The sequence below is a fragment of the Pseudophaeobacter sp. genome (genome assembly GCF_039971195.1).
Lineage (GTDB): Bacteria > Pseudomonadota > Alphaproteobacteria > Rhodobacterales > Rhodobacteraceae > Pseudophaeobacter.
The window spans coordinates 1-23,306 of record NZ_JBDWPJ010000013.1 but is presented as its reverse complement, the minus strand read 5'-3'; the positions used below and the strand labels follow the sequence as shown (position 1 = coordinate 23,306).

Here is a 23,306-nt window from a genome sequence, read left to right as displayed (position 1 = left end):
TTTGTGCTCACAAAAATGAAGATCGTACCAAACACCAAGGGTGTCTGGTTGACCGTGATCCTCTATGACGCGGTTTTGTTTATCTTCCTGTTCATTCCTATGCAGTGGGGAGCCCCTACAGGCCCGGTCCGGATGATGACCCGCACGGTGCAGATCATTCCCAACGTCAGCGGGCAGGTGATCGATATTCCGGTTGAGGCCAATACCCCACTGAACCAGGGCGATTTGCTGTTCCAAATCGACCCGGAACCCTTTCAGCAAGCGGTAGATCTAGCAGCGGCCTCCTTGGTTCGGGTGAAAGCTCAGACCAGACAGGATCTTGAATCCTTGGACAGCGCCAAGGCGCAGCTGCGGCAAGCGCAGGCGCAGCGGGTCCTGGCGCAATCGCGATTTGACGATGACAGCAAGCTGGTGGAAAGCGGAACAATTTCCGAAAACCGCCTGGAACTGCGCACGGCCAATCTGGACGCAGCCATTGGCACCGTCGAAGCAGCCTCGGCTGCAGTGCGGCGCCTGGAAGTAGAGATCGGCGCGGTCACCGAAGAGGGTGTGATTGCCAAGGTTGCCGAGGCCCAAACGCGGCTGGAACAAGCCCAGTGGAACCTGGAGCAAACCTCGGTCCGCGCGCCGGGTGAGGGCTATGTCACCAATCTCGCCTTGGCCGAAGGGCAGCGGGTCACCAACCTCCCCTTTATGCCAGCAATGGCCTTTGTCGATACTTCGGAACGGTTGCCACTGGCTGAGATCCACCAGATCTATCTACGCCATGTTAGGCCAGGCCAAGAAGTTGAAATTGCGATTAAAACCCAGCCAGGTCGGCTCATCACCGGGACCGTCGACCGCATTGTTCCCGCCGTCTCTCGCGGTCAGGCTCTGAACACTGGATCAATCGCCGCATCCGGGAACATCGTCGCCGAACCCTTCCTCGTCCGTCTGAACCTTGACGCTCCCGAGGAGCTGGGAGTTCTTCCTCCCGGAGCTGTCGGAGCGGTGGCAATCTACACTGAAAGTGTGACTTCAACTCATGTCATCCGCCGAGTGATGATCCGCATGACCTCAATCATTAACTACCTGAATCCGGCGCTATAGCCGGTTTCACCCCCAAGACTATTTTCCATTCAATTTCACATACAAACTGACAGCGAACAGGAGTTTGACCCAATGGACAAGTTTATAGCAGTGGTCTTTGACAGTGAAGAAACCGCCTACAAGGGTTCCGAAGCCCTTGGTGAGTTGCACAAAAATGGAGATCTGGTGCTCTATGCTCAAGGCGTCATCAGCAAGGACGGTGACGGCAATCTTGATCTCAAAAAGGCCGAGGATGAAGGCCCAATTGGCACTGCTTTTGGTATCCTGATGGGGGCAATGGTTGGTGTCTTGGCCGGGCCTGCTGCCGTTGCGGCGGGCGCGGTGGTCGCAGGATCGGCAGCAGCAGCAACAGCAGCCGGGTCAGGCATGTTGGTTGGCAGCATGACCGGTGGGGTTTTCGGTATGTACCGTGACCTTTGGGTGGCAGGCATCGACGCCTCGGTAATCGAAGCCGTTTCGCTGGAACTGGAGCCTGGGAAAAGCTGCCTTGTTGCCTCCATCGATGAGGTCTGGACCGCCCCGCTGGATGTCCGGGTCAAGGATCTGGGCGGCACATTGTTTCGCAAACCTCGCATTGACGTCGTTGACGACCAGCTGACGGCGGAAATGGCTGAATTTGACCGTGAACTCACCGAACTGGACGCTGAACTGGACGCCGCCGCAGACAATATGTCCGCGGCTATCAGTGAAAAAGTGGCGGCCAGCAAAGCAAAGATCAAGGCAGCAGGTGCCCGCATTGACAAGCGCCTGAATGATCTGGACGCTGAATTTGACGCGCGCGTTGCTGCGCTGGATGCTCAGATCGAAACCTCCGTGGATGAAGCCAAGGCCAAGTTCAAAAAACGCAAAGCGGAAATCACCGTTGATTACCACGAACGCAAAGCCAAACTACAAAAGGCATCTAGTCTGGCCGCTGAAGCCCTGAGCTGAACGGAACTGGCAGGAGAAGGATTGGGAATGAGGGTTCCAGATGAGCTTTGAGGTCGGCCTTCTCCTGCTCTTTTGCCTGGAAGTTGCAGGTATTTATTGCGCAGTCCTGGCGGTTAAACATGCCCGCACGCCGCAGGGCTCTGTTGCCTGGATCGCTTTTTTGCTCACAGTGCCTATTGTTGCGGTCCCGGCCTATCTCTTCTTTGGGACATTCAAGTTCACCGGCTATGTCATCGGCCGCCGTGACAGCGTACGCATTGTCAGCGGTCTGGAAAGGCACCGCGACGCCAACCCTCCGACCCAGATCCAAAACCAACAGATCTATAATGCTCTGGAAGAGATTGGCGATATTCCGGTCACCACGGGCAGCAATCTGGAGCTGCTGATCGACGGGGCTGCCACCTTTGAGGCTATTTTTGCTGCCATCGCCAAGGCGCAGCAGTATGTGCTGGTGCAATCCTATATCATCAACGACGACAAAATCGGTGGCCGCCTGCATGATTGCCTGTCCGAAAGCGCCCGCGCCGGCGTCAAAGTCCGACTGATCTATGATGCCGTCGGCTGCGCCAAACTCCCGCGCAGCTATCTGGAAAGCCTCCAATCAAATGGCATTGAAGTGGTGAACGCCCATGCCCGGCGAGGCCCCAAAAGCCGCTTCCAGATCAATTTTCGCAACCACCGCAAAGCCGTCATCATCGATGGCGAGGTCGGCTTTACTGGCGGCTTAAACATGGGCGACGAATATATGGGAGAGAACCCAAAGTTCGGCCCCTGGCGCGACACCCACGCACGGCTGCAGGGATCTGTTGTGCTTCAATTGCAGCTGGTCTTTGCCGAGGACTGGCACTGGGCCACCCATGAGGATCTGACGCCGATCCTGAACTGGCAACCCAGCCTCGCTGCCGCCAACAAGGATGCAGTGCTGGTGGCCACCGGGCCGGGCGATGATTTTGATTCCGGCAGTTTCTATTTCTGCACCCTGATCAATGCCGCCACCGACCGGCTGTGGATCGCGTCACCCTATTTTGTGCCGGAAAACGATATCCTGACCGCACTGAAACTGGCCGCTATGCGCGGCGTTCAGGTACGCATCCTTATGCCGGAAGTGAGCGACCACAAAATCCCCTGGCTTGCCGCCCTGGCCTATCTGGATGAGGTCATGGAGGTAGGTGTGGAAATCTGGCGCTACAATCAAGGGTTCATGCATCAAAAGGTGGTACTGGTGGATGACAGCATCACCTCGGTGGGCACGACCAATCTGGACAACCGTTCTTGCCGGTTGAATTTTGAAGAAACCGTGGTGGTTTTTGACAAAGACCTCGCCGACGAAACTGCCGCGATGTTGGAGGCAGATTTTGATCGCTCCTTCCGTCTCACCCAAAGCCTGTCACAGCGTGGGTTTCGCCAACGTCAAGGCGCCCCGATTGCGCGACTTTTCAGTCCCCTTCTGTGATCCATACTCCCTGTTGTTCTAGCGCTGACTCTATAGGGGATCTTTGCCATTGTCGTCGGAAGAGCCCGTGACATCGTGACCCAAATGAACTGTACGCGTTGGATAGGCCAGCGTGGTTCCGGCCTCTTGAGTGATCCGCAGCACTGCCAGCAACAGACGATCCAGCACCGCTAGGTAGTCCTGATAATCAGGTCCAGTGGTCCAGACATAGATCAGGATATCAACCGAACTGGTACTAATCGCATTGACGTAGATATGCTTGGCGGCATCCTCGGACAAGTCAAAATCGCCGGATGCGCGATGGTACTTGATCAGCCCGTCTCGCACCGCTTCGATTTGTGCCTGGGTGGAGGATAACACCAACCCGACCGAGAGCTTCACTCGGCGGCGCGTGCGCGAAGAATAGTTCAGCACCACCGAATTGGCCAAGTCCGAATTTGGGATATGACGCGGAATTTGGTCAAACCCCACCACCAGGGTTGAGCGCAGATCAATGCGGCGCACAGTGCCGACAAATTGGCCCTCCACCTCTATGGCATCCCCGGTTTCAAAGCGTTTTTCGCTGATATTGGACATGCCCGCAACGAGGTTACGGATCAGATCCTGGGTAGCGATGGCCAGCCCGGCCCCCAAAACACCAACCCCGGTGAGGGCGCCCCCGATATCAACTTCCCAGACCTCGAGCAGTGCGGTCAGGCCAAACAAAAGGATCGCAAACTGAGTGACTTTTTGAACCCAATCTATTTCTACTCGAAAATCCTTGACCCGTTTATCCCGTAGCATTGAAGCAAATGGCCCGCTCAGCTGAAACCAGGCGCCAAACACCGCTACCACCGCAACCGAAGCGAGGATCCGACGACCAAAATTACCAAAAAGCTCCGGGGGCGCAAAAATTTCCAACACAAAATAGAGCGACAGGGTGACGACCAGTATCTCAACGGCAGAGCGCAGCTCAATGGCTACCACCTCGGAAATTGTAACCGAGAACTGGTTCAAAAGCCCCTGCAAAGCCTTGATGCCCCACTTTGACAAAGGTTTCCGGCACAAGAAAACAATGGCCAACGACAGTGCGGCCAAACCCACATGTTCCCAGTTCACCGTCGCAAACCACGTTCTAGTTCCATCCAGGGCGATGCCAATTGAGTTTGGGAAGTCTTCCGGGGTGTTGTTCACGGTGCTGCTACCAATATGCTAGGTCAAAAAAGTTATACGCGGAGCGCGGTGGGCAAAATCAATGAAACCCATAGAATACACTGCCCATGGCCCATTTTGAGGATAGCAAAGCTGCCCAAAAACACCACTGAATTGGTTCCGGAGCGAAAGGTCGGCAGGACAATCCGCCATTGCCCTCGCATCTCGGGTCTTCGCTCGCAACTCCCGAAAAACACGTTGGAATACCCTACCAATATGCTAGCCTATTCTCAGCACAGAGCGACGGGATTGGCGCTCTTGTTTGCTGCATTTGAGGCCTTCGCTTTTGCCCCCACTGAGCCGCGCTGATCCAGGATCACCCAAGGGACTTTACATAGATGATACAAAACGCCGCTTTTCTCGCCGCCGTCTCTAGCCTGATAGTGACCTGCGCAACCGGAGTGTCCGCACAGCAGGGCGCATCAACGCCGCCGCGTCTGGTGTTGCAGATCACCGTCGACCAGCTGCGCCCTGACCTGATCAGCCGATATTCCCGTGGCTATGGCGTGGGCGGTTTCAACTACCTGCTGCGCAATGGCGCGGTTTTTAAAAATGCTCATCACGCCCATGCCAATACCGAAACAATTGTTGGCCATACCACCCTGGCCACCGGCGCGGATCCGGCCATTCATGGCATGGTGGCGAACCTCTGGTTTGATCGCAAAGAAGGGCGGCAGTTCTACAATGTACAGGACGAAGAATTCCCGCTGTTGGGTGCAAAAGGCGTCGATCAGGAAGATGAAATCGATCCAACCCAGCGGGCCGCCACCACCGACGGGCGCTCGCCGCGCGCCATTCTGACCTCCACCATCTCGGATGAGATCGCCCAGTATTTTGGCCCCAAGGCCAAGGTCTTTGGTGTTTCAGTGAAGGATCGCGGTGCCATTTCCATGGCCGGTCATGCAGGTACTGCCTATTGGTTTTCCAAATCCGAAGGTAGGTTTGTCACCAGCAGCTATTACCGCGAAACTTATCCCCATTGGGTCGAGGCCTGGACAGAAAAAGACCTGGTTGGTTCCTATTCTGACACCAGATGGACCCTGTCGCAGCCCATTGAGAATTACGCTTTTGCCGATCGCGATGACCAGCCCTGGGAGACGTCCCTGCCGGGTTGGGGTACTGTGTTCCCGCATGAATACGGACCTGTCGGCAGCTCCTATTTCACCACCTTCCTGACCCTCAGCCCGGCCGGCGATGCCCTCACGGTGGATTTCGCCAAAACACTGATCGATGTGGAAAAACTGGGGTCAGATGCGGTGACCGATTACCTCTCAGTCAGCCTCTCCTCGACCGATTATGTTGGCCATATCTTTGGCCCCTCCAGTCTGGAATCCGAAGACAACATGAAACAGCTGGACCTGCAGCTGGCCGATCTGCTGGGTTTTGTTGATGCCCGCATTGGGCTGCGCAACACGCTGTTGGTCCTCTCGGCTGATCACGGCGCGGCAGAAAACCCCGGCTATCTGGAGACACTCGGTATTGAGGCGCAACTGTTTGATTTTGACGATCTCGACACCACCCCCGGTATCCAAAGGTTAAAAGACCAATTCGGGGCAGGCGAAGAGATGATTCAGAATTTCTCGGCGCCCTATGTCTATCTCGATCAGGATCTGTTGCGCGACATGGAGCTGGATCCCATCGAAGTGGAACAGGCAGTGGCCGCCGAGCTGCAAAAACTGCCCGGCATCGCCTATGCTGTTGCCAGCTCGTCGCTGCGCAGCGGATCTCTGCCCGACACAGAGATCAGCCGCGCAGTGCAGCGCAATTTCCATCCCGACCGCTCGGGCGATATCTATCTGGTGTTTGAACCCCATTGGTTCATTGGCGATCTGGATGGACTCAGCGTGGCGGCCGCCCATGGCTCACCCTGGAGCTATGACAGCCATGTGCCGCTGATCTTTGCCGGCCCCGGCATCAAGGCTCAGACCATTGTGCGCAGGGTTGAAACCATCGATCTGGCGCCGACGGTGACTACCTATCTGGGCACCAAACTGCCCTCAGGTGCCACTGGCGAACCGCTGCCCGAGATTTTTCAATAACTAACAGATCCACGGATTTGGTGAGGTTTCAAATGAACGCACATGACGAAATCACCGCACTGCAAGAGCGCATGGCCCAGTCCATCATCGGCCAGCGCCCGGTGGTGGAAAGCCTGGTTATCGGGGTGCTGGCCAATGGCAACCTGCTGGTCGAAGGCCTGCCCGGTCTGGCCAAGACCCGCGCCATCAAGGCGCTGGCCAAGAACCTCGATGCTGACTTCTCCCGCATCCAGTTCACCCCGGATCTGTTGCCCTCGGATGTGACCGGCACCGAGGTCTATACCCAGACGGCTGAGGGCGGCAGCTTTCGCTTTGATCCCGGCCCGATCTTTGCCAATATCGTGCTGGCGGATGAGATCAACCGCGCGCCCGCCAAGGTGCAGGCGGCCCTGCTCGAAGCGATGGAAGAGCGCCAGGTGACGGTTGCTGGCACCACCCATAAAATGGCGCCTCTGTTTACGGTTATGGCCACGCAAAACCCCATCGAACAGGAAGGCACCTACCCGCTGCCCGAGGCGCAGATGGACCGATTTTTGATGCATGTGAACATCACCTACCCGCCGGTGGAAGACGAGGTCGAAGTGATCCGGCTGGTGCGCAACGAAGAACTCTCGGCTCTACAACCAGAGACCCCCGACAAACCCAAAAAAACCAAGCCGCCAGCAATTGCCCAAGATGTGGTGTTTCAGGCCCGCGCCGAGATTGGCCAGGTGCATGTCTCGGATGACATGGACCGTTATATGGCCGATCTGGTGCAGGCCACCCGGACCCCTGCTATGGTGAGCGATGATCTGGCCCGCTGGATCGAGATCGGCTCCAGCCCGCGGGCCTCGCTGGCGCTGGACAAATGCGGCCGCGCCCATGCCTGGCTGCACAAAAGGGACTATGTTGACCCCTTGGATGTGCGGGCCGTGGTACATAACGTTTTGCGCCACCGCCTGACGCTCAGCTTTGAAGCCCAGGGCGATGGCAAACGCGTCGATGACGTCATCGACGAAATTGTCTCGCTTGTGGCCCTGCCCTAGCGCACGAGGAGCAGATGGCGCGCAAACCCCCTCCCAAGGATGTGACCCCGGATCCCCACATCCATGTCTCGGCGGATCAGCTGCGACGGCTGGGTCCCCGCGCCCGCGCGCTCAGCCTGCTGCCGCATCAGCCCGCCCACTCGGTGTTGAATGGCCGCCATGCCTCGCGGCTGCGCGGACGGGGCCTGAATTTCGAAGAGCTGCGTGACTATATGCCAGGTGATGATGTGCGCACGATCGACTGGAAAGTCACAGCCCGCACCGGCACGCCGCATGTACGCGTCTATACCGAGGAACGCGACCGCGCGACGCTGCTGGTGGTGGATCAGCGCGTGTCGATGTTCTTTGGCTCTCAGCTCTATATGAAATCAGTGATCGCCGCCGAGGCCGCTGCAATTGCTGCGCAACGGGTGCTGGCCCAGGGGGACCGGGTTGGCGGCTTTGTCTTTGGCGACACAGTGATTGCCGAACACCGGCCACAACGGCGCAGCTCTTCGCTGCAGCGCATGCTGGCCTCTATCGCAGAGGCCAATAACCTGCTGCATGCGGATTTTCGCCCCTCCCAGACCGTCAGCCTGAATGATGTGTTGCAACGCACCGCGCGCATTGCCGGCAGCAATGCGCTGGTGCTGGTGTTTTCTGATTTTGACGGGGTAACCCCCGAAAGCGAAGCCCTGATCCGTCGCCTCGCCATGGCCAATGACCTGATTTTGTTTTCCGTCACAGATATTCTGGGCCGCCAGATGCCCGCTGATCTGCGTGCCGCCCTCTCGGACGGTGAGTTGCAGATTGATATTGATGCTAGGGATCCGGCGCTACGCCAGCGGGTTGAGGCCGCGATGAAGGACCGCCTGCGTGATCTGGAACATTGGTCGCGCCGCTACGGTTTTCCGCTTGTGCCTTTGGGCACTGAAGCGCCTGCGCTGGATCAGATGCTGCAACAGTTTGGCCTGCGCGAGGTGGCGCGATGAGCCAGAATCTGGACGGATTGAACCTGGTTGAGCTCTTGGACCTGCTGAAGCCGATGCCAGAGCCGGCCCCGATCTCCATGGTGCCACAAACCGCGGGATGGGCTGTTCTGGCAGGGGTGCTGACGCTCGTGCTGATTTGGGCTGGGCTGCGGGTCTGGCGCGGTTACCGAGCCAATGCCTATCGCCGTGCTGCGTTGGCCGAATTGGACATGCTCACGCAATCTGGGCAAGATCCGGCCAAGATCGCAGTTTTGCTAAAACGCACCGCCCTTGCGGCCTATCCGCGGGCGCAAGTGGCACAGCTCCACGGGGCAAGCTGGCTCGAATTTCTCGATGCGCAGCTCCCCGGTGCGGGATTCAGCCAGGGCGCAGGCCAGATCCTTGCCACTGCGCCCTGGCGTGCAACGCCGCCCGATCCTGCCCTGACCGCGCTGGCGCGCGACTGGATCCGGCATCACAAAAAGCGCGAGGAAAGCTGATGCTGACGCTGGTCTCTCCCTGGGCGCTGTTGCTTTTGCCCCTGCCCTGGCTTGTCTGGCGCTTTGCCCCACCCTGGCGCAACCGGGTGGCCGCCCTGAGGGTGCCGTTCTTTCGTCAGGTCAGCCAGGCAGCCGGAGTTAGCCCGGAACCCGGCGCCGTGGTGCTGCGCCGCAGCCGGTTACAGATGATCATGGCCGTACTGGTCTGGATCCTGCTTGTCTTGGCGCTCGCCCGGCCGGAACGGCTGGGAGAACCGATCGTGATCACCAGTTCCGCCCGCGACATTGTTCTGGCGCTGGATATTTCCGGCTCGATGGACGAGCGTGATTTTCGAACGCCCGAAGGCCAGCCCAAACAAAGACTGGCCGTGGTCAAAGACGTCGTCGCCCGCTTTATCTCCGAGCGCGACAGCGATCGCATGTCACTGATCATCTTTGGCTCTCGCGCCTTTGTGCAGGCACCCTTTACTGATGATCTCGACAGTCTGAGCGGATTTCTGGACCAGACGGTTGTGGGCATGGCCGGGCCGCAAACCGCGCTTGGCGATGCCATTGGCCTGGCGATCCGCAGTTTTGAGACCAGCGAGGTCGATCAGCGACTGCTGATCCTGCTCAGCGACGGCTCTGACACCTCCAGCCGGATGACACCGATCAATGCCGCCGGATTTGCCGCGCAAAAGGGCGTGGTCGTCACCACCATTGGTGTTGGCGACCCAGAGGCCACCGGCGATGGGCGGGTTGATCTGGTCACCCTAAAAGAGATCGCACTCCAGACCGGCGGGCAGTATTTCTTTGCCGATGACGAGGCCGGGCTAGAGCAGGTCTACGCCCAGATCGATGCGCAAAACCCGCGTGAAACCCAGAGCCAATCCTATCGCCCCCGCAGTAGTTTGGGGCATATTCCACTGGCGCTTGCCCTGATGCTTATTCTGGGAACCACTGCGCTGTTGCATCTGCGAAGCCGGGGTCAGAACCAGGGGGCCGCGCCATGATGGAGAGCCTCGCCTACTTCCATTTCCTGCGACCTGTCTGGTTGCTGATGCTACTGCTTATCGCAGCGCTATGGTTCTGGAGTCGCGCCGATGTCAAAGGCGAGGCTACGATGCAGACCAAAGGCATCGCCCCACATCTGCAACGCGCGCTGCAGGTCGGTGGCGAGGCAGGCACTACGTTCCGCCCCCTGGATGCGGTGTTTCTCATTGCCGGCCTGCTGACCCTCGGGGTCGCAGGTCCCAGCTGGACCCGTGCTGCCAATCCGCTATTGGCCAATTCCGCACCGCTGGTTGTGGCGCTCAAGGTCACGCCGTCGATGTTGACCGGGGATCTGGCCCCCTCCAGATTGGAACGTGCCCAGTTCAAACTGCAGGATTTCCTGGAGCAGCGCGCAGGGGCCCGCACTGCCGTTGTCGCCTATGCCGGCAGCGCCCATCGGGTGTCGCCGCTCACTGAAGATGCCAATATTCTGCGTCCCCTGCTCGACTCTCTTTCGCCTGAGATCATGCCGGTAGAGGGCGCGGATGCCAGTGCCGCGCTCACCCTGGCGCAGGATGTGCTGAGCACCGCTGATACCCCCGGCGCCATCTTGTTCCTACTGGATGATTTTGACCCCGCCGATGTCGCAGTGTTTTCGCAAGAGCGCGGCGCAGCGCGGCCGCCGGTGATCTTTCTCGTGGCAGCCTCGACGGCTGTATCTCTGCCGCAGCTGGAAAGGATCCCCAATGCCGAGGTCATACGCCTGACCACAGATGACACCGATCTCAACCGGATCGAGCGAAGGCTTGATGCGGTCTATGTGTCGGCGATGGCGGGAGATGAACGCCTGCGCTGGCAGGACCGGGGCTGGTGGCTGGCCTGGCCTGCCGCCTTGCTGACGCTGGCCTGGTTCCGACGCGGCTGGACCATGCGCTGGGTAATCCTCGCCAGCCTGATGTTTGGGATCTCGACGCCCACAACTGCCCGGGCCGAGGGTTGGATTGACTGGTTCCTGACCCCGGACCAACAGGGGCAACTGGCCTATAATGATCTGGAGTTTTCAACAGCGGGCGCGCTGTTCACCGACCCCTATTGGCGCGGGTATGCAAAATTTCGGGCCGGGGAATATGAAGAGGCCGCGCAGGTCTTTGGCCGGATCACCACCCCAGAGGCAGCCCTGGGACAGGGCCTTGCCCTGATCCGCAACCGTGAATACCGCCCGGCCATTGCTGCCTTTGAAACGGCGCTGGAACGCCGTGCGGATTATCCGCAGGCGCAGCACAACCTCGCGGTGGCCCAGGCTATCCTCGACTTTGTGGAAACCACGCGGGAGCAATCCGATACCGGCGAAGACAGCGGTATTGGTGCCGATGACATCGTGTTTGACAACGAAGAGGGGCGCGGCGCTGACAGCGCAGTTGTGGTGCCGGAGGGCGACAGCACGCCTTTGACCGGCGCCCAGTGGCTGTCGATGATCGACACCGATATGGGGGATTTCCTGCGCGGTCGGTTCCTGCTGGACAACGCGAGGGTGGGCAATTGATTTCGCGGTTCTGTTCTCAGATCAGCCTTTGGCTGGTGTTTGTTTGGCCTGCTGCTGTTCTGGCCCAATCCAGTACAGCTGAACCGCCGCTACCTGACAGTCTGCCTCAGGTGAGCGTAACCCTCTCTGACGGCCCCTATATCGTTGGCCAACCGCTAAGCTTGAGTATCAGAATTCTGGTGCCGACTTGGATGCCCAAACCGCCGGTCTATCCGGTGCTGGAACAACCGGGATTGCTGGTGCGCCTGCCCGAAGGCGCCACCCATCCGGTCAGCCAGCGGATCAATGGCGACACTTGGGCCGGGACCGAAAGACGTTACAGGATTTACCCGCTGGAGCCTGCCAGCTTTTCCATCCCGGAACAGGCGCTTGTGCTCACCTATGCGGATGACCGCGCCCAGCCTCAGCGGCTGGAATTGCCAATGGCGCGGGTCGATTTTCAGGCCCAGTTGCCCGAGGGCGCTACTGATATGACGCCGCCAGTGATCCTGGCCAATGATTTAACCCTGCAGCAGGACTGGACCGGCGCGGCAGAGCTGGAGGTCGGCGATGCCGTGACCAGAACGGTTACAGCGCAGATCGACGGTACCACCGCGATCCTACTCCCTCTCCTTATTCCGGGTCTCGCGCAACCTGCCGCAGTTTCTGGTGATGAGTCTGCGCCACTGTTCCCCCTCAAACCCTATGCCAAAGACCCGGTTTTGCACGATGAAGATACCCGCGCCAGCCTCTCTGGTCAGCGCCGCGAAGAGATCACCTATCTGGCGCAGGCCGGTGGCACGGCCCTCTTGGAGCCCATCGAAATTCAGTGGTTCAACCTCAAGACCGAGACAGTTGAGACCGCAAGGCTGGAAGGCAAGAGCTTCCAGGTGGCAGAGCCTCCGCCCCCACCGCTGAGCCGACAAGAGCTGCTGCTGCGTCTGCTGGCAATGCTGCTCGCCTTGGGTATCATGGCCATTCTATTTCGCCTGCTGCGCCCACGCTTGCACCAGTTCACGACCGAATTGCGCCAGAAATGGCTTGGCTCTCCCCTGTATGCCCGGCGTCAGGTCAAGCGCGCCATTGCTGCGCAGGAGTTGACCCAGGTTATGACGGCGCTCAGCAGCTGGCAGCAGTTCTATCCTGCTCTGGATCCAGAGAAGAGCCATGCACTGGAGCGCAGGCTGGCAGAGATTGGTCGTCAGAAATTTCATCCTGGGTCGCAAAGCCAGGGCAAGACCGTGAGTGCAAGCTGGGCTGCGCTGGCGCAGGAGTTCAAGTGGCTGGCACGTCACGCCAAGACCCAGCAACGGCAGGCATCCGCAACTACCCTGCCCGGGCTCAATCCCTAGGGACCATTCAGCCACTCTGGGCTGGCAAGAATATCCCGTCAAAAAACGCGCTGAGCGCCTGATGCGCCTCTAGCGGCAGCACATGGGCAACATATTGATCCGGGCGCACCACAACCATACAGCCGCTGGCCCGATCAACGCCGCGCATCTCAAAGATGTCGCCCGCCCCTTTGTGGTCCACACAAAAGATCTTCTCATGATCCTGCAGGCCAAACGGGCCTGTCTTAGGCCTCAAAAGCGCGGGCACCTGCTGGTCCAGCAGCACATCAAAGCTTTGTTGAAAGATCGCGCGCAGATCGATCACCGCATCGATGTCCGCATCCGCAGGCGTGTATCTGCGCAGGACAGAATGCGGGTCCTCCGCCAGCCACGCTGCCAGATCATACAGCGGCGATCCGGCACCGCTGTCGGCACCGGCAAAGGCAAAGATCCGCCAGCGCCCGTCGGCCTCGGCCAGATGGCCAAGCTGCATCTGCATCGCATCTGCGACCCGCACCACTGGGGCGGAGTGAAAGCGACAGCCAATCTCAAAACCCGGAGCCAGCGCCTGATGCGTCGGGGGGCCAATCAGCGCCGAGCCTTCATACTTCACCGCCAACCCGCCAGTGAACTCCAGGTTCTCAATGAACTGCTTCTGGAACCGCGGCATGTCGCTGCCGTCCAGTTCGGACTGCCCCGGAGGCGCCGACATGATCCGCGCCCATTGGTGATCGGTTTCAATCAGCCGCTTGGCCTCGGCCCGGCGTTCCGCCGAATAGCTGCGCAACAGGCTTGGGGCAGAGCGCCCTTTGAAGACCTGTGCCAGCTTCCAGCCCAGATTAAAACTGTCCTGCATCGAGACATTCATCCCCTGCCCCGCCTTGGGGCTATGGGTGTGACAGGCGTCGCCTGCGGTAAAGACCCGTGGGTCGCGGTCCTGCCCGGCAGGCACATTGTCAAACCGGTCGGTCAGGCGATGGCCGATCTCGTAGATCGACCACCAGACCAGCTCTTTTACATCGATCATATAGGGCTGCAGGATCCGATTGGCGGCGGCGATCATATCATCGGCGGTGAAATTACGTTCTGCCACCCGTTCTTCCGGGTTTAGCTTGTCCAGCTCAACATAAAGCCGAAACAGATAGCCACCCTCGCGCGGGAGGATCAGCATATTGCCCTCATTCGCCGAGGCAACCAGACATTTCTGCCGGATATCCGGGAAATCGGTATTGGCCAGAATATCCATCACCCCCCAGGCCTGATGCGCCGCATCGCCGTGCATCTCACCGCCAATGGCGCGGCGCACATTGGAGCGCGCCCCGTCGCAGCCCACCACGAAATTGGCCCGAATGGTTTTCAGCTCGCCCGCGTTGACGCCGGTGTTTTCCAGCGTCACAGTCACCGGGTGGTCCTCAGTATCTGGGTCAATCTGCAGATCCCGCAGCGCCCAGCCATAGCTGGGCTGCAATCGGGTGGGGGCGTTTTTCATCACCTCAAGAAACAGCTCATGCACCCGCGCCTGGTTGAGCAGGGTATGCGGCATCTCTGATGATCCCTCGGGCACATCCTGCACCCTGCCTATGCGGGTGATATGGTCAGCATTGGCGGCGTCTGGCGCCCAGAACGCGGTTTGGTTGACCCAGTAGCTTTCGCGTTTGACCTGCTCCCCAAAGCCAAAGGCCTGAAACATCTCCATGGTGCGGGTATTGACCCCATCGGCCTGGCCCTTCTCGATCGGGCCGGGTTTGGGCTCCACAATCAAGGTATCGATTTCAGGAAACTGCGCCAGCTGCGCCGCCAGGCACAGCCCCGCCGGGCCACAGCCAGCAATCAGCACATCCACCTGATCAGGTAGCGCCGCAAAGCCATCGCGTGGGCGGCGATCAGGGGCGGCGGGTTTCACATCAGGAGAGCCGCCGCGAAACCCGGATTTGTAATACTGCATTTCTGCCGTTTCCCTTCCAAACAAACCCGCGCCGCATCTGCGCTCAGGAAAATTGGTAGCGGTTCGGACCAGCTTTCGTCAAGAATTGATAGGCATACCTATTATTTTATGTGCCCGATGCCAGCGCCTCCTAGTGATTGTTCCGAGGTTGGTATTTGCGCGCGATAGCCCGAAAATCAGTGGCACCCCGAAGGGTCATACCCTCATCAAACTGGGTGACATAGTCGCGGAAAATCTGCTGCCAGGGCGTTTGCGACGGCGGCATCTCAAAGCCGCCCGATCTGGCAAGCTCCTGATACCTAGCAGTGATTTCGCCCTCGGAAAGGTCAATCATCACCTGCCGCTTGCGCAGATCAACGCGGATCTTGTCGCCTGAGCGCAAAATCGCCAGCCCACCGCCGGCGGCGGCTTCGGGGGATGCGTTCAAGATGGAGGGAGATCCGGAGGTGCCGGACTGGCGGCCATCGCCAATACAGGGCAGCTCTTTGATCCCCTGTTTGATCAGATAGGAGGGGGGCCGCATATTCACCACCTCGGCGCCGCCGGGATAGCCCAAGGGGCCAGCACCGCGCATCACCAAGATCGAGTTCAGACCCGCCTGCAGTGACGGATCGTCAATGCGGGCATGGAAATCCTCAGGGCCGTCAAACACCAGGGCGCGGCCCTCAAAGGCCTCTGGGTCCTCTGGGTTGGACAGATAGGCCGCGCGGAAGGCCTCTGAAATGACCGAGGTTTTCATGATGGCGCTGTCGAACAGATTGCCCGAGAGGTTGAGAAAGCCCGCCTCGGGTTTCAGCGGGTTACCCACCCGTCGGATCACATCCGGCTCACCCGTTCTACAGGCCCCGTAGCTCTCTGCAAAACTCAGCCCCAGACAGCCCTTGACCTCCGGGTCGGGGATCAGCCCGGCCTGCAACATCTCTCCGGCCACGGCTGGCACGCCGCCGGCGCGGTGGAAATCCTCGCCCAGATAGGCACCGGCGGGCTGGAGATTGGTCAGCAGCGGCACCTCATGGCCACTGGCCTCCCAGTCATCATTGCTCAGCTCCAACCCCAAATGCCGGGCCACGGCGTTCAGATGGATTGGCGCATTGGTCGATCCCCCCAGCGCCGAACACATGGCAATCGCATTTTCAAAGGCACCCCGCGTCATGATATCCGAGGGCTTCAGATCCTCATGCACCATTTCGACAATGCGCTTGCCAGTGTGATAGGACATCTGCGCCCGCGCACGCAGAGGTGCCGGAATGGCGGCCGATCCCGGCAGTTGCATGCCCAGAACCTCGGCCAGGGAGTTCATCGTGCTGGCGGTGCCCATGGTGTTGCAATAGCCCACTGACGGCACTGAAGAGGCCGCCATCTCAAGGAACTGATCCTCGTCGATTTCCCCGGCGGCCAGCATTTGGCGGGCCTTCCAGATAATGGTGCCAGACCCGGTGCGCTTGCCGTTGAGCCAGCCATTCAGCATCGGCCCCACCGAGAGCGCAATGGCAGGAATATCCACCGTGGCGGCCGCCATCAGCAAGGCGGGTGTAGTCTTGTCGCAGCCGATGTTCAGCACCACGCCATCAATCGGATAGCCATGCAGCGCTTCCACCAGTCCCAGATAGGCAAGGTTTCGGTCCAGATTGGCCGTGGGGCGCTTGCCGGTCTCCTGAATTGGATGCACCGGGATTTCCATCGGTGTACCCCCGGCGGCAATAATCCCGTCACGCACCCGTTTGGTCAGCTCCAGATGGTGGCGGTTGCAGGGGCTCAGATCGCTGCCGGTCTGGGCGATGCCAATGATCGGCTTTCCCTCGCGCAGCTCTTCCCAGGTCAGCCCGTAGTTAATATAGCGCTCCAGATAAAGCGCGGTCATTTCCGGATCATCCGGGTTGTTGAACCACTGACGCGAACGCAGGTTTTCGGGTTTGATCTTGGTCATTGGGATGTCTTTCAATTGAGACGTTGTGGACAGGAATGGTTGCGTCGGACCCACTTAATCCAGCCAGTTCGGCAGCCAAAGCGCCACATCAGGCACCATGAAGACAATTGTCAGGGCAACAATCTGAATGGCGATAAAGGGCAATAAGGCGCGGAAAATCTCGGCCAGGCTCATGTCCTTGGGGGCCACCGATTTCAGGTAAAAAGCAGCCGGGCCAAAGGGCGGCGACAGGTAGCTCACCTGCATGTTCATCGCAAAGAGAATGCCAAACCAGACCGGATCCATGCCCAGTTTGATGATGATCGGCACAAAGATCGGCATGGTCAGCAGGGCAATGCCGATCCAGTCCATGAACAGGCCCAAGAGCAGCAGGAGACCCATCATGATCAGCACGATCACTGCGGGTGAGGCATCGCTGGCCAGGATCGCTCCTTCGATGAAGCGGTTGCCGCCCATCAGGTTATAGACCCCCACCAGAGCCGCCGCGCCAACCCCGATCCAGATGATCATGCCGCAGGTTTCCAGCGTCTGTTTCAGGCTGTCGCGGATCAGCGCCCAGGTGACCTCGCGCCGGATTGCTGCCGACAGGAACACCCCCATGACCCCCATAGAAGCGGCCTCGGTCACCGAGGCAATGCCGCCATAGATCGAACCCAGCACCAGAACCGCCACCCCAAAGGGCAGGACCACGCCTTTGAGCTTGGCGATTTTCTCGGAGGTAGGGATGTCTTGTTCCTCGGCCGACATTGGCGGCGCCATCTCAGGTGAGATGGTGCAGCGCACATAGATATAGAGGATATAAAAACTGGCCAGCATCAGCCCCGGAATGACCGTGGCCAGAAACAGATCTCCGATCGACACGCCCGAGGTCAGCCCATAGACGATCAACACAATCGACGGCGGGATCATCGTCCCCAGCGAACCACCAGCGCAGACGGTGCCAATGGCAAGTGCCCGGTTGTAGCCAAGCCGCAGCATCTGCGGGAGGGCGATCAACCCCAAAAGAACAATCTCGCCACCGATGATGCCGGAAATCGCCGCCAGAAACACGGCGGCAACCAGGGTCTGGATCGCCACGCCGCCGCGCAAACGCCCGGCGACAATGCGCATCGCATCATAGAGATCCCGCGCCATGCCTGAGCGATCCAGCAGCGAAGCCATCAGCACAAACATCGGAATGGCGACCAGCACATATTCATTCACAAAGGAGTAGATCCGGCTGGAAACCAGCGGCACCCCCATGGGGCCAAACCAGGCAACCGTGAACAGGATCGCGATCAACCCGGTGACAAAGGCCAGCGGAATGCCGGTCAGGATCATCACCATGATACTGCCCACCAGCATCCAGGAACTCGCCTCTATCCCCAGGCTGCGCCCCTGGGAGAACAGTACGGCGCAGACGGCAATCAGAATGACAAAGACCAGGGCAATGCCAATTACCGCCTGTTTGCTCGGCGGCTCCTGGCTGGACTGGCGATAGCCGGTGCCCTTGGCTGCCACCCACAGATGCCCCAGCGACTGCAGCGCCAGCACCGAAGCTGCAAGGAAAAGCGCCATCTTGACCAGGGCCGGCGTGATGGGGTTCCAGGCTGACCCGGAACGCTCCAGCCGCATATGACCCTGGGGCGCCCACCAGGATTTCTCCACCATGGAGTAGGCCGCATAGGCAATGGCCAGGGCGAACCCCAGTGCCAGCAGCGCATTGACAAAATCCAGTAAGCGACGCGTGCCGCCACTGGTGCCAAAATAGATCAGCCCGATGCGGATATGTTTGTCCGAGGCCAGGCACTGAACGCCGCCAAACAGGTAGCACAGGGCCACCAGGGCGATCACCGTTTCATGGGCCCAGATCGTTGGCGCGTTAAAAAAGTAACGCATCAGAATCTCATAGAGCGACACCACGGTTGCAATGGCAAACAGGAAGGCAACGCCGCCACCCATCGATAGAATGCCCCGGTCCAGCGCCGTTTGCGCCCCAGCACTGTCCGCCTCATGCGCCTTTTTCAGCGCCTCAATCTGCGCTTCGGTCTCAGCCTGGGTCTGAGCTTGGGTCTTGGAGCTGAGCTCCATAATGTCTCGCTGTGCCATATTCTGCCTCTCTCCGGCCCTCAAATTGGAAAAGAGAGGCCCGGTAACGGGCCCCTCTTTGGTTTGAGGTTTTTATTCTTCAACCAAAAGACCGGCGGAGATCAGATAGGCCGAAACGCTCTCATAGGCTTTGGAAGCCATATCAGATCGTCCCGCCCATTGCGCCCACTGCGTCTTGGCGATGCCCCGGAATTTGGCGCGTTCTTCCTGCGACCAGTTGATCACGGTGATCTTTGGGTCGGCCATGGCTTCGGCCACGGCAACCGCATTGGCCATCTCCAGCCGCGCAACCATGTCCTGAGCAAAATCGCGCACCGAAACGTCAAGAATTTCCTGCAGATCGCCCGGCAGGGCGTCATAGATTTCCTTGTTCATCGATACATCGACCACTGGCATCGAATGGAAGCCGGGATAGACCGGATAGGTGGCAAATTCATGCATGCCCTGCGCATGGTTGGTCGAAAATACGGTGTAGTCCGCCGCATCGATCACGCCTTTCTCCAGCGAGGTATAGACCTCTGAGCCCGGCAGGTTCACCGGCGCAGCACCTGCGGCGGCAAAGACCTCCTGCACCATACCTTCGGGGGCGCGCATTTTCAGACCCTTCAGGTCTTCGACGGTATTGAGCGGACGGGTGGACAAAAACGCCTCTACCCCGGTGGCCGAAGCGCCGAGGAACTGCAGCCCGTAGGGGTTTACCAGCTCGTTGAACAGATCCTTGCCGCCGCCATAGTTCATATAGTTGAACATCTGTTGCGGGTCAGACCAGGCACCAACCAGATTGCCCAGCATGGCAAAGGCCGGATCCTTGCCCGAGAAATAGGAGGGATCTGTCAGATGCCCCTGCAGAATCCCGGCGCCAACTGCGTCCAGGGTTTCATTATGGGCCACAACTGAGCCAACCGGCACAATGGTGAGCTCGATCCGGCCACTGGACATGGCTTTGACGCGCTCCGCCCAGGCCTCCTCGATGGCAAAGAAATTATCTCCGGACTGCGCCGAAGTCTGGAACGTCCACTGGTATTCCTGCGCCACAACCGGGGCGGAAAACCCAACAAGGCTAAGCGCCGCTATCGCGGGCAGTTTTGACAAAATACTCTTCATAGTTTTCTCCCATTTTGACCGGTTCTCTCCGGTCCCTCCTATCCATTGGGGGCTCGTCCCCCTCACTGCGCCCCGCCCCCTGAACTGCCACAGCGGACAGCCCTGCAACACGCCGTGGTTGCATCAAGGATTTGGGGAGAAATCTGCAGATCTGCGGTATTGCGGCCCAGCCTCCCAACTGGTACCGAAACCGGTACCGATACCAGTGACAGTGAGATCGCTCTGTGTCAATCTGTTTCAACGCTTTGCTATTGTGGTTTGGCTCCACTAGGTTGAAGCAAAAGACAGCGCAGCCCGCAGCTGACAGGTGAGAACGAGTAGCAATAGATGAACAAACGAAAGACCTTACAGGATGTTGCCCTGGCCGCCGGGGTCAGCAAGATGACCGCCTCTCGGGCTTTGCGGGGCGACAAGGATGTCTCGCAGCGCAATATCAGCAAGGTCCAGGAAGCCGCCCGTGACATTGGCTATACTGGGAATCATCTGGCCGCCTCCCTGGCCGGAAAACAGACCGACCTCATTGGCGTGGTGCTGCCCAATCTGAACAATATCGTCTTTTCCCATGTACTCACTGGTATCACCGAAGCGCTCTATGGTACCGGGCTGCAACCGGTCTGCGGCATCACCGATTATGACGCGGATCGCGAATATGAGGTGATCCGCAATATGTTGTCCTGGCGCCCGACCGGGCTGATCGTGACCGGCACTGAATTTCCTGAGGATACCCAGAAACTTCTGCGCGAAGCCGGCATTCCGGTGGTGCAGATCATGGACACGGATGGCGACCCCATTGGCGGCTGTGTCGGATTTTCCCACTATCGTGTTGGCTATGATATGGCGCAGGCCCTGGCCCAGAACAGCAAGACCCGCATTGGCTATATCGGCTGCGGCCTCGACAAAGACACCCGCGCCAGAAAACGCTTTGATGGCTTTGAAGCCGGGCTTAAAGACGCCGGGCTTGAACTGATCACCATCAGCAGTCCCACCGGGGCCCCTTCAGTGAAACGGGGCCGTGAGCTGACCGAGGAACTATGGCGGGACAGCCCGCCCCTGGATTGCATCTATTATTCAAACGATGACCTGGCGGCGGGCGGCTATCACTACTTCAATGATCTTGATATCGCCGTGCCTCAGCAGGTCGGCTTGGTGGGCTGTCACGGGCTGGACTTTATTTCCGCCATCCCAGGCAGGATCGCCACCACCCGCACCCCGCGCAAAGAGATCGGCCAGGCGGCCGTACAGATGGTCCTGCAGGCATTTGCCACCGGCCAGCCTCTGGAGCCGCGCACCCAAGTGCTGCAGCCCAAGATTGACCTCGGCCTGATTGCCCAGCAGCCGACCTAAGACCGGCCCGGCGCGCACAACCCAACTCTACCAGTCGACGTCAAACCGGGTCACCACCGCCTGCACCTGTGCCTCGCTCAGCATCTTGGGCTGCAGCCCCCGTGTGAGCACCACCAGCTTGGCAGTTTCCTCCAGTTCTTCGATGGCATTGGCCGCCGCCCAAATATCCTTTCCGGCCACAACCGGCCCATGATTGGCCAACAACACGGCCGAGCGCGTGCCCGCCAGCGCGCGCACGGCCTCGCCCATGCCCGCATCACCGGGCAGGAAAAACGGCAGCAGCTTGACCTTGCCCAGCCGCATGATCCCATAGGGAGTCACCGGGGGCAGCACATTGTCAGGGTCAATGTCCGGCAACATCGACAGGGCAACACAATAGGTGGAATGCAGATGCACCACCGCGCCGGTCTGCGGACGGGTCTCATAAAAAGCGCTGTGCAGCGGGATTTCCTTGGTTGGCTTGTCTCCCGACAGATGGCGCATCTGCGCATCCAAATGGGAAATCTGCCCAGGTTCCAGAAACCCCATCAGGGATCCGGTGGGGGTAACCAGATAGCTGCCATCTGATAGCCGCTGCGAGATATTGCCCGAGGCGCCGCAGGTCAGCCCACGATCAAACATCGATTTGGCAATGCGGCAGATATCCTCGCGGGCGCGCGCCTCTTCGCTCATGTCTCTTTCTCCATCAGGGTCAGGGCCTCGGCAAAGAAATCCTCGCCGCCAAAGTTACCGGATTTCAGCGCCAGGGCGACGGGGTGATCCGCTGGCCGATCCGCCAGCCGCAGCATGGGCACGCCTGCTGCGATTCTGGGGCCAATGACCAGGGCGCTGGCCTGTAGCCCCCTGACCACCGCCCCCGAAGTCTCGCCGCCCGCAACAACAATCCGGGTGATGCCCCGATTGGCCAGGATCGCCGCCAACTCGCCAAACACCGTTTCAATGGCTCCGGCGGCCTTTTCAGTGCCAAACTTCTCTTGTGCGGCGCGTACCTCCGCCGGATCAGCCGAGGAGTAAACCAAAGGTGCGCCCTGTTGCGCCAGAACCCAATCCGCCAACCCAGAAGCAGTGGCCTCGCCACACAGAACCGCCTCGGCGCTGACCTCAAATGAGGGCTGAGAGGCGCGATAGCTGGCAACCTGCGCCCGCGTTGCCCGCGAGCAGGACCCCGAGATCACCACCCCGGCCCCGGTCAGGGCCTGCCAGTCTGGCTGCGAGGGCTGAGCGCCAAAATTTCCGGGCAACCCCAAAGCAATGCCAGAGCCACCGCAAAGCAGTTTGAGCTCTTTGGCCGCCACGCCGATCTCCACCAGATCCCTATCACTGATGGCATCAACGATGATCATGTTTGGCCCATCAGGCAGCGCGTCCTTTATTGCGGCAGCGCCTTGGCTGACGATCTGCGAGGAGATATGGCCAACCTGCCAATCCGTCTGCGCCGCCAGCACCCGGCGCAGGTCCGGGTCCGTCATTGGTGTCAGCGGATGGTCCTGCATGCCGCTCTCGCTCAAAAGCACATCATTGACGAAGAGATGCCCCTGATAGACCGAGCGGCCATTTTCCGGAAAGGCCGGGCAGACAAGCACAGACTGCGCGCCCAATCGCTCGGCCAGGGCCTGCAACACCGGGCCGATATTGCCCTCAGACGTGCTGTCAAAGGTCGAACAGACCTTGAAAATGATCTGCTCCGCCCCCTGCGCCAGCAACCAATCGCAGGCGGCCAGGCTTTCCGTCACTGCCACCTCCACCGGGGCGGTGCGTGATTTCAGTGCCACCACACCAGCCCCCAGATCCGCCGGTGCCTGGCTATCTGGCACGCCAATAAACTGCGCCACGGAAAACCCTGCCTCAGCAATGGTCAGCGCAACATCGGATGCGCCGGTAAAATCGTCGGCAATA

General features: G+C 59.5%; 18 protein-coding genes and 1 pseudogene. 11 read left to right on the top strand and 8 right to left on the bottom strand.

Going from position 1 to position 23,306, the window contains the following annotated elements; translation table 11 throughout:
* Window positions 1-15 precede the first annotated feature (15 nt).
* The 3 genes from ABJP42_RS01195 to cls all read left to right on the top strand — a co-directional run bounded on the left by ABJP42_RS01195 (window position 16) and on the right by cls (window position 3,472).
* A complete protein-coding gene (locus ABJP42_RS01195; protein WP_348338062.1) occupies window positions 16-1,089 on the top strand; it encodes an HlyD family secretion protein in 1,074 nt (357 codons plus the stop codon).
* A 72-nt stretch (window positions 1,090-1,161) separates the two neighbouring features.
* Complete coding sequence (locus ABJP42_RS01190) at window positions 1,162-2,019, top strand: DUF1269 domain-containing protein (RefSeq protein ID WP_348338061.1); 858 nt, start codon at window positions 1,162-1,164, stop codon at window positions 2,017-2,019.
* Between the two features lie 40 nt (window positions 2,020-2,059).
* Window positions 2,060-3,472, top strand: coding sequence for a cardiolipin synthase (gene cls, locus ABJP42_RS01185; protein WP_348338060.1), 1,413 nt, complete (start codon window positions 2,060-2,062; stop codon window positions 3,470-3,472).
* A gap of 30 nt (window positions 3,473-3,502) precedes the next feature.
* On the opposite strand, the gene ABJP42_RS01180 is transcribed toward cls, so the two are convergent.
* Window positions 3,503-4,504 (bottom strand): mechanosensitive ion channel family protein, encoded by a 1,002-nt coding sequence (locus ABJP42_RS01180; RefSeq protein WP_348338059.1) that lies wholly within the window; start codon window positions 4,502-4,504, stop codon window positions 3,503-3,505.
* Window positions 4,505-5,064: 560 nt separating this feature from the next.
* Here ABJP42_RS01180 and ABJP42_RS01175 point away from each other — a divergent pair.
* The 7 genes from ABJP42_RS01175 (at window position 5,065) to ABJP42_RS01145 (ending at window position 13,023) form a co-directional block, all read left to right on the top strand.
* Window positions 5,065-6,702 (top strand): alkaline phosphatase family protein, encoded by a 1,638-nt coding sequence (locus tag ABJP42_RS01175; RefSeq protein WP_348338057.1) that lies wholly within the window; start codon window positions 5,065-5,067, stop codon window positions 6,700-6,702.
* 32 nt (window positions 6,703-6,734) lie between these two features.
* Window positions 6,735-7,727, top strand: coding sequence for an AAA family ATPase (locus tag ABJP42_RS01170; protein WP_348338055.1), 993 nt, complete (start codon window positions 6,735-6,737; stop codon window positions 7,725-7,727).
* 14 nt (window positions 7,728-7,741) lie between these two features.
* On the top strand, window positions 7,742-8,698 hold the full coding sequence (locus tag ABJP42_RS01165) for a DUF58 domain-containing protein (protein ID WP_348338054.1): 957 nt from the start codon (window positions 7,742-7,744) through the stop codon (window positions 8,696-8,698).
* The gene (locus tag ABJP42_RS01160; protein WP_348338053.1) at window positions 8,695-9,177 is read left to right on the top strand and encodes a DUF4381 domain-containing protein; all 483 of its coding nucleotides are present in this window, start codon (window positions 8,695-8,697) and stop codon (window positions 9,175-9,177) included. Before ABJP42_RS01165 ends, ABJP42_RS01160 begins: the two co-directional genes overlap by 4 nt.
* The gene (locus ABJP42_RS01155) at window positions 9,177-10,169 is read left to right on the top strand and encodes a VWA domain-containing protein (protein WP_348338051.1); all 993 of its coding nucleotides are present in this window, start codon (window positions 9,177-9,179) and stop codon (window positions 10,167-10,169) included. Before ABJP42_RS01160 ends, ABJP42_RS01155 begins: the two co-directional genes overlap by 1 nt.
* Complete coding sequence (locus tag ABJP42_RS01150; RefSeq protein ID WP_348338050.1) at window positions 10,166-11,692, top strand: VWA domain-containing protein; 1,527 nt, start codon at window positions 10,166-10,168, stop codon at window positions 11,690-11,692. The genes ABJP42_RS01155 and ABJP42_RS01150 overlap by 4 nt, the downstream gene beginning before the upstream one ends.
* Window positions 11,693-11,853: 161 nt before the next feature.
* On the top strand, window positions 11,854-13,023 hold the full coding sequence (locus ABJP42_RS01145) for a hypothetical protein (protein ID WP_348338049.1): 1,170 nt from the start codon (window positions 11,854-11,856) through the stop codon (window positions 13,021-13,023).
* A 7-nt stretch (window positions 13,024-13,030) separates the two neighbouring features.
* On the opposite strand, the gene ABJP42_RS01140 is transcribed toward ABJP42_RS01145, so the two are convergent.
* The 5 genes and pseudogenes from ABJP42_RS01140 to ABJP42_RS01120 all read right to left on the bottom strand — a co-directional run bounded on the left by ABJP42_RS01140 (window position 13,031) and on the right by ABJP42_RS01120 (window position 20,066).
* Window positions 13,031-14,947 (bottom strand): FAD-dependent monooxygenase, encoded by a 1,917-nt coding sequence (locus ABJP42_RS01140; RefSeq protein WP_348338048.1) that lies wholly within the window; start codon window positions 14,945-14,947, stop codon window positions 13,031-13,033.
* 130 nt (window positions 14,948-15,077) lie between these two features.
* Complete coding sequence (locus tag ABJP42_RS01135) at window positions 15,078-16,874, bottom strand: IlvD/Edd family dehydratase (protein WP_348338046.1); 1,797 nt, start codon at window positions 16,872-16,874, stop codon at window positions 15,078-15,080.
* Window positions 16,875-16,928: 54 nt separating this feature from the next.
* Window positions 16,929-18,218 (bottom strand): TRAP transporter large permease, encoded by a 1,290-nt coding sequence (locus tag ABJP42_RS01130; RefSeq protein ID WP_348338079.1) that lies wholly within the window; start codon window positions 18,216-18,218, stop codon window positions 16,929-16,931.
* Window positions 18,219-18,377: 159 nt separating this feature from the next.
* Window positions 18,378-18,815: pseudogene (locus tag ABJP42_RS01125) on the bottom strand (TRAP transporter small permease subunit); the annotation flags it as partial.
* A 219-nt stretch (window positions 18,816-19,034) separates the two neighbouring features.
* The gene (locus tag ABJP42_RS01120) at window positions 19,035-20,066 is read right to left on the bottom strand and encodes a TRAP transporter substrate-binding protein (protein ID WP_348338045.1); all 1,032 of its coding nucleotides are present in this window, start codon (window positions 20,064-20,066) and stop codon (window positions 19,035-19,037) included.
* Window positions 20,067-20,393: 327 nt separating this feature from the next.
* Between ABJP42_RS01120 and ABJP42_RS01115 the strand changes: the two genes are divergently transcribed.
* On the top strand, window positions 20,394-21,410 hold the full coding sequence (locus tag ABJP42_RS01115; protein WP_348338044.1) for a LacI family DNA-binding transcriptional regulator: 1,017 nt from the start codon (window positions 20,394-20,396) through the stop codon (window positions 21,408-21,410).
* A 27-nt stretch (window positions 21,411-21,437) separates the two neighbouring features.
* Here the strand turns inward: ABJP42_RS01115 and otnC are convergent, their stop codons facing one another.
* Together otnC and otnK are read right to left on the bottom strand one after the other, a co-directional pair.
* Entirely contained in the window at window positions 21,438-22,082 is a 645-nt protein-coding gene (gene otnC, locus ABJP42_RS01110; protein WP_348338043.1) for a 3-oxo-tetronate 4-phosphate decarboxylase, read from the bottom strand.
* Complete coding sequence (gene otnK / locus ABJP42_RS01105) at window positions 22,079-23,305, bottom strand: 3-oxo-tetronate kinase (RefSeq protein WP_348338042.1); 1,227 nt, start codon at window positions 23,303-23,305, stop codon at window positions 22,079-22,081. The genes otnC and otnK overlap by 4 nt, the downstream gene beginning before the upstream one ends.
* Between the last annotated feature and the right edge of the window lies 1 nt (window position 23,306).

Excerpts from the sequence above, each read along its gene's own strand:
- ABJP42_RS01155 (WP_348338051.1), top strand. The coding sequence starts at position 9,177 with ATGCTGACGCTGGTCTCTCCCTGGGCGCTGTTGCTTTTGCCCCTGCCC.
- ABJP42_RS01135 (WP_348338046.1), bottom strand. The coding sequence starts at position 16,874 with ATGACCAAGATCAAACCCGAAAACCTGCGTTCGCGTCAGTGGTTCAAC.
- ABJP42_RS01190 (WP_348338061.1), top strand. The coding sequence starts at position 1,162 with ATGGACAAGTTTATAGCAGTGGTCTTTGACAGTGAAGAAACCGCCTAC.
- ABJP42_RS01130 (WP_348338079.1), bottom strand. The coding sequence starts at position 18,218 with ATGCTGGTGGGCAGTATCATGGTGATGATCCTGACCGGCATTCCGCTG.
- ABJP42_RS01140 (WP_348338048.1), bottom strand. The coding sequence starts at position 14,947 with ATGCAGTATTACAAATCCGGGTTTCGCGGCGGCTCTCCTGATGTGAAA.
- otnC (WP_348338043.1), bottom strand. The coding sequence starts at position 22,082 with ATGAGCGAAGAGGCGCGCGCCCGCGAGGATATCTGCCGCATTGCCAAA.
- ABJP42_RS01120 (WP_348338045.1), bottom strand. The coding sequence starts at position 20,066 with ATGAAGAGTATTTTGTCAAAACTGCCCGCGATAGCGGCGCTTAGCCTT.
- cls (WP_348338060.1), top strand. The coding sequence starts at position 2,060 with ATGAGCTTTGAGGTCGGCCTTCTCCTGCTCTTTTGCCTGGAAGTTGCA.
- ABJP42_RS01150 (WP_348338050.1), top strand. The coding sequence starts at position 10,166 with ATGATGGAGAGCCTCGCCTACTTCCATTTCCTGCGACCTGTCTGGTTG.
- ABJP42_RS01115 (WP_348338044.1), top strand. The coding sequence starts at position 20,394 with ATGAACAAACGAAAGACCTTACAGGATGTTGCCCTGGCCGCCGGGGTC.
- ABJP42_RS01195 (WP_348338062.1), top strand. The coding sequence starts at position 16 with ATGAAGATCGTACCAAACACCAAGGGTGTCTGGTTGACCGTGATCCTC.
- ABJP42_RS01160 (WP_348338053.1), top strand. The coding sequence starts at position 8,695 with ATGAGCCAGAATCTGGACGGATTGAACCTGGTTGAGCTCTTGGACCTG.
- ABJP42_RS01170 (WP_348338055.1), top strand. The coding sequence starts at position 6,735 with ATGAACGCACATGACGAAATCACCGCACTGCAAGAGCGCATGGCCCAG.
- ABJP42_RS01165 (WP_348338054.1), top strand. The coding sequence starts at position 7,742 with ATGGCGCGCAAACCCCCTCCCAAGGATGTGACCCCGGATCCCCACATC.